This window comes from Fulvimarina endophytica, from assembly GCF_003403015.1.
Lineage (GTDB): Bacteria > Pseudomonadota > Alphaproteobacteria > Rhizobiales > Rhizobiaceae > Fulvimarina > Fulvimarina endophytica.
This window is the reverse complement of record NZ_QURL01000002.1, coordinates 638,136-651,710: the sequence shown is the minus strand read 5'-3', so window position 1 is coordinate 651,710 and position 13,575 is coordinate 638,136. Positions and strand designations below refer to the sequence as shown.

Annotated in this window: 12 protein-coding genes; 5 read left to right on the top strand and 7 right to left on the bottom strand. The window is 65.6% G+C overall.

The genetic code is table 11. The features are described 5' to 3' along the window. Positions 1 to 2: 2 nt before the first annotated feature. Positions 3 to 935 carry a ribose-phosphate pyrophosphokinase gene (locus DYI37_RS06420; RefSeq protein WP_116682342.1) on the top strand — a complete coding sequence of 311 codons (933 nt, stop codon included), beginning with the start codon at positions 3 to 5 and terminating at the stop codon, positions 933 to 935. Between the two features lie 299 nt (positions 936 to 1,234). Here DYI37_RS06420 and DYI37_RS06415 read toward each other — a convergent pair whose 3' ends face one another. From DYI37_RS06415 to DYI37_RS06405, 3 genes are all read right to left on the bottom strand, one after another. Beyond that, complete coding sequence (locus tag DYI37_RS06415; protein ID WP_116682341.1) at positions 1,235 to 1,927, bottom strand: Maf-like protein; 693 nt, start codon at positions 1,925 to 1,927, stop codon at positions 1,235 to 1,237. A gap of 45 nt (positions 1,928 to 1,972) precedes the next feature. Continuing rightward, a complete protein-coding gene (gene infA, locus DYI37_RS06410) occupies positions 1,973 to 2,191 on the bottom strand; it encodes a translation initiation factor IF-1 (protein WP_116682340.1) in 219 nt (72 codons plus the stop codon). Positions 2,192 to 2,491: 300 nt separating this feature from the next. Next, positions 2,492 to 3,235, bottom strand: a complete 744-nt coding sequence (locus DYI37_RS06405) for a L,D-transpeptidase (RefSeq protein WP_116682444.1) — start codon at positions 3,233 to 3,235, stop codon at positions 2,492 to 2,494. 263 nt (positions 3,236 to 3,498) lie between these two features. Between DYI37_RS06405 and cueR the strand changes: the two genes are divergently transcribed. Together cueR and DYI37_RS06395 are read left to right on the top strand one after the other, a co-directional pair. Then, positions 3,499 to 3,900, top strand: a complete 402-nt coding sequence (gene cueR, locus DYI37_RS06400) for a Cu(I)-responsive transcriptional regulator (protein ID WP_116682339.1) — start codon at positions 3,499 to 3,501, stop codon at positions 3,898 to 3,900. Between the two features lie 83 nt (positions 3,901 to 3,983). After that, positions 3,984 to 4,469, top strand: coding sequence for an MmcB family DNA repair protein (locus tag DYI37_RS06395; RefSeq protein ID WP_116682338.1), 486 nt, complete (start codon positions 3,984 to 3,986; stop codon positions 4,467 to 4,469). A gap of 37 nt (positions 4,470 to 4,506) precedes the next feature. Here the strand turns inward: DYI37_RS06395 and DYI37_RS06390 are convergent, their stop codons facing one another. Beyond that, positions 4,507 to 5,079, bottom strand: a complete 573-nt coding sequence (locus DYI37_RS06390; RefSeq protein ID WP_116682337.1) for an ActR/PrrA/RegA family redox response regulator transcription factor — start codon at positions 5,077 to 5,079, stop codon at positions 4,507 to 4,509. A 261-nt stretch (positions 5,080 to 5,340) separates the two neighbouring features. After that, entirely contained in the window at positions 5,341 to 6,699 is a 1,359-nt protein-coding gene (locus DYI37_RS06385) for an ActS/PrrB/RegB family redox-sensitive histidine kinase (RefSeq protein ID WP_116682336.1), read from the bottom strand. Between the two features lie 339 nt (positions 6,700 to 7,038). Here DYI37_RS06385 and DYI37_RS06380 point away from each other — a divergent pair, with 339 nt between their 5' ends. Both DYI37_RS06380 and DYI37_RS06375 read left to right on the top strand, forming a co-directional pair. After that, on the top strand, positions 7,039 to 7,533 hold the full coding sequence (locus DYI37_RS06380) for a DUF892 family protein (protein WP_116682335.1): 495 nt from the start codon (positions 7,039 to 7,041) through the stop codon (positions 7,531 to 7,533). A 344-nt stretch (positions 7,534 to 7,877) separates the two neighbouring features. After that, entirely contained in the window at positions 7,878 to 9,656 is a 1,779-nt protein-coding gene (locus DYI37_RS06375) for an SLC13 family permease (RefSeq protein ID WP_116682334.1), read from the top strand. A gap of 131 nt (positions 9,657 to 9,787) precedes the next feature. Here DYI37_RS06375 and ppdK read toward each other — a convergent pair whose 3' ends face one another. Together ppdK and DYI37_RS06365 are read right to left on the bottom strand one after the other, a co-directional pair. Then, positions 9,788 to 12,454: a pyruvate, phosphate dikinase gene (gene ppdK, locus DYI37_RS06370; RefSeq protein ID WP_116682333.1), complete on the bottom strand. Its 2,667-nt coding sequence runs from the start codon at positions 12,452 to 12,454 to the stop codon at positions 9,788 to 9,790. A gap of 170 nt (positions 12,455 to 12,624) precedes the next feature. Further along, a complete protein-coding gene (locus DYI37_RS06365) occupies positions 12,625 to 13,479 on the bottom strand; it encodes a DsbA family protein (RefSeq protein ID WP_245413796.1) in 855 nt (284 codons plus the stop codon). Positions 13,480 to 13,575: the final 96 nt, after the last annotated feature.

The window sequence follows — 13,575 nt, the reverse complement described above, 5'->3', positions numbered from 1 at the left end:
CGATGAAGATCTTCAGCGGCAACTCCAATCGCTCGCTTACGCAGGCGATAGCGAAATATCTCGACCTGCCCATGGGCGAGGCGCTCGTTCGCCGATTCGCCGACCAGGAGATCTTCGTCGAGATCCAGGAGAACGTTCGCGGCGCGGATGTCTTCCTCGTCCAGTCGACCGCCTATCCGGCGAACGACCATCTCATGGAACTCCTGATCATGACCGATGCGATGCGGCGCGCATCGGCGCGGCGCATCACGGCGGTGCTGCCCTATTTCGGCTATGCCCGGCAGGACCGGAAGGCGGGCGGGCGAACGCCGATCTCGGCCAAGCTCGTCGCCAATCTCATTACCCATGCCGGCGCCGACCGCGTGATGACGCTCGACCTGCACGCAGGCCAGATCCAGGGCTTCTTCGACATCCCGACCGACAATCTCTTCGCCATTCCGCTCTTTGCCCGGGACATCAAGGAGCATCAGGAACTCGCCAATCTCACCGTCGTCTCCCCAGACGTGGGCGGCGTGGTGCGCGCCCGCGCGCTCGCCAAGCGTCTCGACGCCCAGCTCGCGATCGTCGACAAGCGCCGTGAGCGACCGGGCGAATCGGAAGTGATGAACATCATCGGCGATGTGGAAGGGCGCAACTGCATCCTCATCGACGACATCATCGATTCCGGCGGCACGCTCTGCAACGCGGCGGCCGCGCTCGTCGATCACGGCGCGAACAGCGCATCGGCCTACATCACCCATGGCGTCCTGTCGGGCGGTGCCGCCGCGCGTATCGCAGCCTCCAATCTTCAGGAACTGGTGATCACCGACTCGATCGAGCCCACCAAGGCGATCCGTGAGACGGACAATATCCGCATCGTGACGACCGCGAACCTCCTCGGCGAGGCGATCGCGCGCACCGCATCCGAAGAATCGGTCTCGAGCCTCTTCGACTGATGCCCGCCCCGGCGCCGCACGGTCTTCGTTCCGGGCGGCGTTCATGCGCAGCGATCCTGCAATGGCGGCATGGGAGGGCATTGAAGCCCGAATGACGTCGGATCGGTCGATATGGTCCGAGAACGCGCCCGTCGCATATCCAAAACGCGCGAAACATTTCTGCGACGAACAGCGCAGGAGATCGAGCGCATCGGTCTCAGCTCATCTCCTCTCGAACTGCGGCCCATAACCTCAGCCCGATTGCATGTCCCGCCCGTTGGTGCCCCTGCGGCGGAGCGAGGTCGGCATCGAGGCCTGGCCTACCTGCCGGACGCTCGCGTCTCGTCGGCAGACTCGTCGTCGAAGATGGCCGTCTCCGTCGCCAAATCCTCTTGCATCTCCTCTTCGGGAACGGCGAGGCCGCTTCTTGAATCGACGTCGTATCCAGCTCCCGCGAGGAGGTTCACCGTCTCGTAGAGCGGAAGGCCCACAACATTGGTGTAGGAGCCGACGAGGCGCACGACGAAGGCCCCTGCCCGGCCCTGAATCGCGTAGCCGCCGGCCTTTCCCCGCCATTCGCCGGACGCCAGATAGCGCGAGATGTCGAGACGCGAGAGACGCTTAAAACGCACCCGGCTCTCGACCAGCTTCTGACGCAGGGAGCCGCGAGGCGTCACGAGGCTGACGCCGGTATAGACCCGGTGCGCACGCCCGGACAGGATGCGCAGGCAGGCCTCGGCATCCTCCTCGAGTTCCGTCTTCGGCAGGATGTCCCGGCCGACGCAGACCACCGTATCGGCGGCGAGCACATAGGGCTCGTCATAATCCAGCTCGGCCACGCGCCGGGCCGTCGCCCTCGCCTTCTCGCTCGACAGGCGCTTGGCGAGCGCGCGCGGATGTTCGCCGCGTGTCGGCGTCTCGTCAAGATCGGCCGGCATCAGGGCATCCGGCTCTATGCCAGCCTGCTGCAGCAGAGCGAGCCGGCGCGGCGACGCGGATGCGAGTATCAGCATGGCGAAACGCTCGTTTGCGAGAGAGTGGTCGGCGAGACTTCGAGCTTACTTGAAGCGGTAGGTGATGCGGCCCTTGGTCAGGTCATAGGGCGTCATCTCTACGAGCACCTTGTCGCCGGTGAGAACGCGGATGCGGTTCTTGCGCATGCGTCCGGCGGTATGGGCGATGATCTCGTGATCGTTTTCCAGCTTCACCCGGAAGGTCGCGTTCGGCAAAAGCTCGACGACCTCTCCGGGGAACTCCAGAACTTCTTCCTTGGCCATTCGATTTCCTTGTCAGCCGTCCTCCCGCTGCGAGAGGACCTATCATATGAAAGCGGGCCGCGCCGGGCGGCCCGGATCCCCGCCACTCTTGGACGTTCGGAACGACGCGAGGCTATCGGCGGGAGCGGTTGCCCCTCAATCGTCGGAATCCATGCAAAAAGCAAGCGATCGCCCGTCCGGCTTCGTTTTCCATGGGCGAAACGGCAAGAAGGCCGGCCTCGCATCGCGAGATCCGGCCTTCCAGATTCGAACCACGCGGCACGGCGTCCGACCATGCGGACGCTGGCGCGGCGACGTCGATCAGCGCTGGGCGAGACGCTCCGAGCCCTGACGCACGACGACCTTCGCACTGCGCGGAACACGCTCGTAGAGATCGATCACGTCCTGGTTCATCATGCGGATGCAGCCCGAAGACGCGGCGGTCCCGATCGTCCACCACTCCGGCGTTCCATGGATGCGGAACAGGGTGTCGCGGCCGTTCTGGAAGAGATAGAGGGCGCGAGCGCCGAGCGGATTGGTGAGACCGGGCTCCATGCCGCCATTGCGGTATTCCTCGAGCTCGGGCTTGCGATCGATCATCTCGCCCGGAGGATGCCACTTCGGCCAGTGCTGTTTGGAGTTCACATAGGCATCGCCGGCCCAGGAGAAGCCCGCGCGGCCGACACCGATCCCGTAGCGCATGGCCATGCCGTTGGGCTGGACGAGGTAGAGGAAGCGGTTCGGCGTATCGACGACGACCGTGCCGACCTCGTATTTCAGGCCCTCGGGGAAGGACACTTCCTGGCGAAGATACTGCGGATCGAGTTTCTCGGAAGGAATCGCGGGCAGAGCGAATCCGTCGTCGACGACCGCCGCATAATCGGGATTGGACACGGCCGCGACGCTGCCGGAGGCCATCGGAGCCGGCCCCGCATAGGCCGCGGCCATGGCCGGGCTCATCGGCGGAATCGAGCTGACCCGAGAGGACGGGCCCGTCGAGCAAGCCTGGAGAAAGCCCGCCGTCGCAAGGAGGAAGCCGGCTTTGAAAAGCGTGTTCATTCTCATCATCTTCGTCCAGTCGAGAGACCAATGGCCGCCGCCCGCGGCTCAAAAATGCGTCCGATCGTCGGCGTGTTGGCGAGGCAGTCCAAGCCAGCCGTCGTCATTCGGATTAGCACGGCATAGGCGTTAAGCAACGGCCACAATGTGGCAGACCATGCTTAAGAATTCCTTGTTGCCCCCCCAACACAGTTGACCCGGTGCACCTCAGCGACATCTGCTTGAAGGCGGAGCCCCATCCGACCGCGACGAGGTGCACGAGGCAAGCCATGAACATCGGAGAAGCCGCAAAGCTATCCGGTCTGCCCCCGAAGACGATCCGATATTACGAGGAAATCGGACTTCTGAAGCCGGCACGGGCCAGCAACGGCTATCGAGACTATCACGATCGCGACGTCTATGTGCTCCGCTTCCTGCAACGCTCGCGCTCGCTCGGTTTCTCGATCGAGGACACGCGCCGCCTGTTGTCCCTCTACGCGGACAAGAACCGACATTCGCAGGACGTCAAGCAGCTGGCACGGAGGCGGGTCGAGGAGATCGATCGCAAGATCGCCGAGCTTCAGACCCTGAAGAGCGCCCTCTGGAGCCTGACGGAACGGTGCCACGGGGATCTCGACCCGGACTGCCCGATCCTCGAAGAAATCGGCAACGAGCCCATCGTCTCGAACTAAGAAACATCCCGCAGCGGCGGGACATCGTGTCGCGTTCCTGTTTTGTCTTGCCTGCGGCGGCGTTTTCGGCGAAGAATCGCCCGATGCCTCTCGTCTCCCCTTTCCCGAACGCACCGCTTGTCGACGGTCGCCAGTCCGACCGCGCGATGATGGTCCGGCGCGGCGTTCAGCGCCTCATGATCGCCCATCGCGTGTCTCTCCTGCCGGAAATGCCGTTGCAGTCGGGACGCAGGGCCGATCTCGTCTGCATGTCGGACAAGGGAGAAATCTCGATTGTCGAGATCAAGACGTCCATCGAGGACTTCCGGGTCGATCGCAAATGGCCGGACTATCTCCAGCACTGCGACCGGCTCTTCTTCGCGACCCATCCGGGGGTCCCCGCCGACATCTTTCCAGACGACCAGGGGCTCATCGTCTCGGACGGCTATACGGCGGAGATCCTGCGGGAGGCGCCGGTCGAAAAGATGAGCGCGGCCACGCGCAAGGCGATGACGTTGCGCTTCGCACGCCTCTCGGCCGACCGGCTGCTTCAGGCCGAATGGGCCGCCAATCCGTTCATGACGGACTGACGACCTCGCAGGGACGAAAGCTAGTGAGCCCCCGCGTTCAGCGCGGCGCCCGCTTCGCCAGGATGCGCTGCAATGTCCGCCGGTGCATGGAGAGCCTGCGCGCCGTCTCCGAGACGTTGCGATCGCACAACTCGTAGATCCGCTGGATATGCTCCCAACGCACGCGGTCGGCGGACATCGGGTTTTCCGGCGGTTCGGGACGCTCGTCGGGATTGCGCGTCAGGGCCGCGATCACCTCGTCGGCATCGGCGGGCTTGGCGATATAGTCCATCGCGCCGAGCTTCACCGCCGTAACGGCGGTGGCGATGTTGCCGTAGCCCGTGAGGACCACCGCCCGGGCATCGTCGCGCGCGTCGCGCAACGCCTGGACGACGTCGAGGCCGTTGCCGTCGCCGAGCCGCATATCGACGATGGCAAAGGCCGGCGCGGAGCGCTTGACGGCCGTCATGCCCTCGCTGACGCTCTCCGCCGTCGTCACGTCGAAGCCGCGCTGCTCGAGCGCTCGCCCGAGGCGCTGGAGGAACGGCCGGTCGTCGTCGACGATAAGAAGCGATTTGTCCGCGGTCTCCAACCCGAAGGCACGAGCATCAGCTTGAACGGTATCGAGCATTTCAGTCTCCTGGTTCGGATGTGCGCCGCGAGCCGGCGCAACGCGCCCGCCTCGGCCGCACCCTTCGCGGATGCCGGCCGGGCCGATCGCGTTTCGCCATGGGTTCGCGCCTGACCGTAAGATGGTCATGGTATCGGTGAGTAGCAACGAACGAAGGCGTGCGAGGGATGCATGGAAGGGGCATCGAACTTGCGGCCAAGCGTCGCAAGACACCATCGTCCGGGGTGTTCGAGCCTGCGCAGACCCTTCGGCGCGCCTGCGTCAGTCGGCCTCGACCGAGCGTGCGAGCGAGGTCCCGGTCTCCAGCACCTCACGGTTCCATTCCACCGAGACGACCGCACCCGCTTTGCCGCGTTCGCGCGTGTTCTCGAAGGTCACCACCGCCCCGGAACGCTCCAGCAGCGTCTTGGCGATGAACACGCCGAGGCCGAGCCCGCCTCCGGCACGCCGGTCGCCGTTGAAACGTTCGCTCATATAGGGGTCCCCGATCCTGTCGAGGACATCCGGGTTGAAGCCCGGACCGTCGTCGCGGACCGTCACCTTCACGCGGTCCGCATTCCAGAACACCTCGATCACCACATTGCCGGCGGCGAAATCGACGGCATTCTCGACGATGTTGCCGAGCCCGTAGAGGACGCCGGCATTGCGGCGCGTGACCGGTTCGGCGCCCTCCCCTCGGGTTTCCACATGGAGGTCCACCCCGAATTCGCGATGCGGTTCCGCCACCTGTTCGATCAGGGAGAGCAGAGGCAGCTTGGCCATATGGCTTTCGGAGGACGAGGACAGGGTCGAAAGGCGGCGCAGGATTTCCCGGCAGCGCTCCGACTGTTCGAGAAGGAGATCGATATCCTCGCGCAGGGGATCGTCCTTCCCGACGGCCCGACTCATCTCCTTGGTGGCAAGGGCGATCGTGGCGAGCGGCGTTCCGAGTTCATGGGCGGCGGCGGCAGCGAGGCCGTCGAGCGCGGAGATGTGCTGTTCGCGCTGAAGCACGAGTTCGGTCGCGCTCAGTGCGTCGGCCAGAGCGCGCGACTCGGCCGCGACCCGGTAGACGTAGACGGCCGAAAAGCAGAGCGTTCCGACGATCGCGTACCAGAGCCCCGCCAGATAGACGGCCGGAAGCTGGAACATCTCGCCCTCCGGCCAGGGGAGCGGAAGATGGAAGACCGCGAGGAAAGTCGCGGCGAGCGAGGCGAGAAGGCCGAGGCCGAAGGTCGTTGCCGGCGGCTGGGTCGCCGAGGCGATCAGCGTCGGCACGATGAGAAAGATCGCGAACGGGTTGTTGAGCCCGCCGGTCAGGAAGAGCAGCCCCGTCGGCTGCAGGATATCGAAGGTCAGGACACCCGCGGCCGCTCCCGTCGACAGCCGGTGGCTCGCCGGAAACCGGGTGCTCAGATAGATGTTGAGGCCGACGGACAGGGCGATGAGCGCGAGGCAGTACCAGGCCGGAATTGGCCACCACACGCCCCAGGCGACGAAGACGACCGTCGCGATCTGCCCCACCACGGACAGCCAGCGCAGCCGCACGAGCGTCGCGAGACGCAGGCGCTGGCTCTCGCGCATGGTGGTCACATAATCGGGAAGCCGGAAGTGAAAGCTCTGGCGCGAAACGGTATCCATGCCCGCCTCTCTAACTTGGAAGTCTCCGGCCTCGCCATGAGACGAGTGCACGCAGCCCGCTCGTGCGGGGTTTGACCGGGAAATTGGGCGCAGCGACCGGGTTGTCATCATCGGGTGCGCCGAAAAAGCGCGCCACGGACATAGTCGGGGTCGGGCCGGAAAGCGCGCCGCGAACGCTGTCCGGATGGACGCCGAAAAGCGCGCCGGCTGCCGCCTGGAACGATTGACGCGGGCCCTTCGCCTCTCATCTCTCGCAGAGATCGGCGCTACGCACGGTTGGAACGAAATCCACCGCGCCGCGCTACAGACAGGACGACACGAAACCAGCAGGAGACCCAGATGGCGATCAGCAATCTCAAGGACATCTACATCGATCAGGCGCAGGACATCTACAGCGCCTGCAATCAGTCGGAAAAAGTCACCCGCGAACTCATGAACGTCGCGCATTCGTCGGACCTCAAGAACGCACTCAAGGCAGGCGTCGAAGGGATCGAGGAAGGCAAAAAGATGCTGGCCGAGATCATCAAGGGCCACGGCGCCGACCCGACCGGCGAGTTCTGCAAGGGCATGGAGGGTCTGGTGAAGGAGGCCAAGGCCCACGCAATCGAGGAGGACATCACCGATCCCGACGCGCGCGACGCGATGATCATCACCCAGTACCAGCGCATGGCCCATTACGCGATCGCGGGCTATGGCTGCCTCGTCGCCTTCGCCACGCGCCTCGACCTTCCGGAGGAAGCGAAGAAGCTTCAGACCTGCCTCGACGAGACGGCCGGCGGAGACCGGACCATGACCAAGCTCGCGACCGGCGGGATCAACGAAGCCGCCGTCTGAGGCGGTCTTTTCGGCCGCTCCCCAACGGCCGCGTGGCGCCGGCGACCTCGATCCCGAAATCGTGTTCGCCGGCCCATACCGCATCGGACCCCGCGTCAGGATGACAGTCCCGCAGACCATCCTCGCAAGTCCCGTCAGGGCTCCGTGAGACACGAAGACCCCGGTTCGGACCGTTTCCGCGCCGGGGATTTTTCGTTCCGCGCGAGGAAGGCGGGGCACGGAACTGGGGTCGAGCCTACCCATACAAAACAATGGAACGAGGCATCGGCCCCGCATAGGGTCGGGATCCGGAGTTCCAACGCCTTCGGTCAGGCCGGCATCGCCCGGCATCTCGGGTCAGGATGATGACGGACTTCCTCACGGACTACTCGGCCTATATCGGTCTCGCGATCGTCCTTTTCGTCTTCATAGGCTTCGCGCTCGAACGCTATCCGCCCGAGGTCATCGCAGTCGCCGGTGCGGTCTCCTTTCTGGTGCTCGGCTATCTGGACGCAGAGGACCTGACAGCCGCCTTCTCGAACCCCGCGCCGATCACGATCGCCGCCATGTTCGTGCTGTCCGGCGCGCTCGTGCGCACCGGAACACTGGAAGCGGCTGCAAGCTGGTTCATCGCGCGCTCGGGAGAGCGCCCCATCACGACGCTCGCGATCCTGACGATCGGCTGCATGCTGGCATCGGCCTTCGTCAACAACACGCCCGTCGTGATCATAATGATCCCGATCCTGATCGAGATCGCCAAGAAGATCGACGTGGCGTCGACCCGTCTTCTGATCCCCCTGTCCTTCGTCACGATCCTCGGCGGCACCTGTACGCTGATCGGCACTTCGACGAATCTTCTCGTCGACGGCGTCGCCCGTTCGCAGGGGCTCGAGCCTTTCTCGATCTTCGAGATCACACCGGTCGGCCTCTTCTCGGCCGCAGTCGGCCTCGTCTACCTCATGGTGGTCGGCCCGCTTCTCCTGCCCAACCGCAAGAGCGCCGACGAAGCCGTCGACGAGCCGAGTGACAAGTACCTTACGGAAATCATCGTGCGCGACGGCGCCCCTTCGGTCGGCCGGACGATCGGGGAGGATGCCGGCCTTTCACAGCGCGGCATCCGCGTGGTCGCGATCAAGAGGAGCAACGAGACCCTCCGCCGCGATCTCGATCAGGTGACGATCGAGAAGGGCGACCGGCTGGTCCTCTTTGCCTCAGCCGAGGAACTCCTGACACTGAATGATGGCGACGACTATCGCGTCGGCCGCTTCAACCGGTCCCAGAAATCCCCGGACGCGGTGGTCGTCGAGGCGACGGCCGCACCGCATCGGCGCGGTGTCGGCCGCTCGGTCGACGATCTCATCGGCTATTCGGGATCGGGCGTCGCCGTTCTCGGCGTCAGGCGGCACCGCCACACCCCCGGCCCCTCGCTTCTGAAGACGAAGCTGCGGCCCGCCGACAGGTTGTTGATGGAAGGCACGCCCGAAGCGATATCCCGGCTCGCCGAGACCAACGACCTCATCGAGATCGACACGCCCCAGGCGCGCCCCTTCCGCCGTCGCAAGGCGCCCTTCGCGATCACCGCCCTCGTTCTCGTCGTGGCGCTGTCGGCCTTCGGCGTCGCGTCCCTTCAGGGCCTCGCTTTCGTGGCGATCGCCGCGCTCCTCCTCCTGCGCGTGATCGATGCGGACGAAGCCTGGCGCTCGATCCGGGCCGATCTCCTGATCCTGATCTTCGCGATGCTGTCGATCGGGGAAGGCCTGACGCGCACCGGGGGCGTCGACCTCATCGTCTCCTCGGTCCAGCCTCTCCTGTCGTCGGCATCCCCCTTCGTCGTGCTGCTCGTCGTCTATCTTCTCGCCTCGGTTCTCACGGAGATGGTGACGAACAACGCGGTCGCCGTCATCCTGACGCCGGTCACGATCGCGCTCGCGGGCTCGCTCGGCATCGATCCGCGCGCGCTGGTCGTCGCGGTGATGTTCGGCGCCTCCGCATCCTTCGCGACGCCCATCGGCTATCAGACGAACACGCTCGTCTATGCGGCCGGCAATTATCGGTTCCTGGACTTCTTCTGGATCGGCGCGCCAATGAACATCATCGTCGGCATCGCGAGCTGCCTTGCGATCAGCGTCTATTACGGGATCTAGCCGGGCGACGGCATCGGACCGAAACCTCGACCCGGTTTTCGGACCATCCGATGCGTCAGGGAGAAACCGGAGCCTCGGACCCGATCCTCAAATCCGGTCCGAGGCTCCAATCAAGGTCCGGCGCCAAGCGATCAGCGCCGCGCACGCCCGCCACGCAGGATGCGGCCCTCGCGGATCGCGGCCTGGGCGGCTGCGAGACGGGCGATCGGAACGCGGAAGGGCGAGCAGGACACGTAATCGAGGCCGGCTTCCGCGAAGAAGGCGATCGATGCCGGATCGCCGCCTTGTTCGCCGCAGACACCCAGCTCGATATGGGGCTTCGTGCGACGCGCCTTCTCGACCGCGATCTGGATCAGTTCGCCCACGCCCTCCACGTCGACCGACTGGAACGGGTCGCGCTCGATGATCCCCTCGCGCACATAGGTGGACAGGAACGTGCCCGCATCGTCCCGCGAAATACCGAAGACGGTCTGGGTGAGATCGTTCGTGCCGAAGGAGAAGAAGTCGGCGGCCTCGGCGATCGTGTCCGCCCGCACGGCCGCCCTCGGCAGTTCGATCATCGTGCCGATGAGGAAGTCGATCCTGATATCGCTTTCCCTCGTCACCTCCGCCGCGACGGCCTCGATGCGCGCCTTGACGAAGTCGAGTTCCCGGCGAAGGCTGACCAGCGGCACCATGATCTCCGGGATCACCGCCTTGCCCGTCGTCCGGCCGGCCTCGATGGCCGCTTCGAAGATCGCGCGCGACTGGATCTCGACGATCTCGGGATAGGAGATGGCGAGCCGGCATCCGCGATGGCCGAGCATCGGGTTGAACTCCTGCAGCGCCTCGACGCGCTGGCGCAGGGTCGCGATGTCGAGCCCCAGAAACTCGGCCGTTTCCTCCAGATCATGCTCGGCCTGCGGCAGGAATTCGTGCAGCGGCGGATCGAGAAGGCGGATGGTGACGGGAAGTCCGGCCATGATCTCGAACAGCTCGACGAAATCGGCCCGCTGCATCGGCAGCAGCTTGTCGAGGGCCGCGCGCCGGCCCTTCTCGTCGGAGGCGAGGATCATCTCGCGCATGGCGCGGACCCGGTCGCCCTCGAAGAACATGTGCTCGGTGCGCGTCAGGCCGATGCCCTCGGCGCCGAAATCGCGCGCGGCGCGCGCCTCCGAGGGCGTCTCGGCATTGGTGCGCACCTTCATGTGCCGCGCCCGGTCGGCGAACTCCATCAAGGTCGCGAAATCGCCGTCGAGGGAGGGGCGCACGAGGGTCACGACGCCCTGGATCACCTCGCCGGACGATCCGTCGATGGTGATGGCATCGCCCTCCTTCAAAACGACCCTGCCGGCATGGAGCCGGCCCTTCTCGGCATCGAGCCGCAGCGTTCCGGCTCCGGTCACGCAAGGTTTGCCGATGCCGCGGGCAACGACGGCCGCATGGCTCGTCGTCCCGCCGCGGATCGTCAGCACGCCTTCGCAGACATGCATGCCGTGGATGTCCTCGGGATAGGTCTCGTGGCGCACGAGGATCGTCTTGCGCCCCTCGGCGGCGTTCGCCTGGGCCCGCTCGGAGGTGAAGGCGATCTCTCCGGTCGCAGCGCCCGGCGAGGCCGGCATGCCCTTGGCGATGACGTCGAAACTCTCGTCGCGCGCGATCGAGGGATGAAGCAGCTGGTCGAGGGAGGTCGCATCGATGCGCAGCAGCGCCTCGGCCTCATCGATCAGCCCGTCACGCGTGAACTCCACCGCGAGGCGCACCGCTTCCCCGGCATTACGCCGGCCGACGCGCGACTGCAGCAGGAAGAGCTGACCGTCGCCCACCATGAACTCGACCTCGGCGAGATCGCCGAGATAGGTCTCGACCGTGCGCACATGGTCGTGAAGCTGATCGAGATCGGCGGGAAAGGCGCTCGCGCCGCTCTGGAAGGCTTCCGCCAGATCGATGGTCTCGTGGGCGCGGTCGTGGTGGTCGCGCCCGCCTGCTCCCAGAAGAAACTCGCCCGCAAGGCAGGGCCGGCCCGTCGCAAGATCGCGCGAGACGGCGCGACCGCGCCCGGACTGGGCGTTGCGCTCGTTGAAGATCATCGCATGGACCGTGACCGCGAGCCCGGACGTCTCGGGAATGCCGCGCAGGGTGCGATGGGCGACGGCGGGCGCCGAGCGCCAGCTCTTGAAGGATGCGGCGACGACCTCGACGAGTTGCTCGAAGGGCGTCTGCGGCATCACGACGCCGAGTTCCTCGGACAGGAATTCGATGAGGCGATCGATCAGCGCGCGCCAGTCGTCGGCGCGGGACGGCTCGCCGCTCCAGCCCTTCTCCTCGGCCTCCTCGTCGGCGATCTCCTCGAAATCGGTGGGATCGGCATCGAAGACGAGCTGGGCATAGCTCTCGATGAGCCGGCGATAGCTGCGGAAGGCGAAGGTCGGGTCGTCGAGCTCTTCCGCGAGGATTTCGACCGTTCGGCCGTTGAGGCCGACATCGAGAACGCTTTCGGCAAGGCCCGGCATCGCCGTCTTGGCGCTCGTGCGTACGGCGAGGAGAAGCGGGCGCCGGTCTCCGTCGAACCGCCGACCGGTGACACCTTCGAGGGCCGCGACCTGATCGCGCAGATCCGATCTCAGCCCGACCGGCAGATCGTCCCGGCCGCCCTTCGCCTCGCGCCAGGCATAGGTCGAGATGGTGAAGCCCGGGGGAACCGGCAGGTTCAGCGAGGCCAGAAGCGAGAGGTCCGCGCCTTTCAGCCCGAGCGATTCGACCGCATCGGCAGGCCGATCGGCTTCGCCGCGTTGGAAAGGGAATATGCGTTGAGGCATCGGACCGAGGTTTTGCGACTTCCGGAAACGTAACTGTTTCAGCGTTTAGCGCGCCCTCGCCGCAACACCAAGAGCGCGGCGACGGATTCTTCCATCGCCGCGCTCGCAAAGAACCGGGCTCTCATGGGTGGACCCGGCCGGGCGGTGTTCGACCGCCCGGCCAGCGAAGATCAGTTCGAGGGCGAAGCGGCCTCGATCGCGGCGGCCATCTTCTCCGGGCTCATGGAGCCGGCATATTTCGTGCCGTTGATGAAGAAGGTCGGCGTGGCATCGACGCCGAAATCGTTCTGGCCGGCCTTCTGGACGTCGACGATCTGCTGCTGCAATTCGCGATTGTCGAGGCAGGCGACGAATTCGTCCTGGCTCATGCCGGCCATGCGGGCGATCTTGAGAAGCTCCGCCGAAGGGCTTTCGGCCCGCGCCCAGGTGTTCTGCTGGTCGAACAGGACATCCACCATCGCGGTGCGCTTGGCGTCGTCGCCGGTGCAGCGGGCCAGCATGAAGGCGGCGAGCGAGACCGGATCGAACGGGAATTCGCGCAGGATCAGCTTGGCCTTGCCGGTATCCACGTAGGCCTTCTTGATCGCCGGATAGCTGTTCTCGTGGAAGTCGGCGCAGTGGCCGCAGGTCATGGAGGCGTATTCGACGATCGTCACCGGCGCGTTCGGGTCGCCCTGCACGACGTCCGGCAGCGGCTGCTCGGCCATCAGATCGGCGACGTTGACGCTGCCCGAGGACTCCGGCGGCTCGGCTGCAGGCGTGAGGGCCGGCGCGGTGCCTGCATCGGCAGGGGCGGACTGCGCGCTCTGCGCCCCGGCTGCATTGTCGGTGGTCGCCGAAGACGAGGAGGACGACGAGGACGCCCCGGCCGAACCGCTCGACGAGGAATCGACCTGCCCCGCATCCGGCTGCACGATGGCGTTGGCGGCGCTGTTTTCGTCGTTGCAGGCGGCGAGCGTCAGCATGCTGGCGCCGGCAAGGGCGATGGCCGCGAGGCGGGCAGAAGAGCGAATGTTACGGACCACGGGTTCGGGACCTCCGTCTGAGAAACATGGGTTGAGGCGAGTTCTACCGGACAATCGCCGGGTTTCCTACCGGGGGCGATATCCCGGCGACCTTAC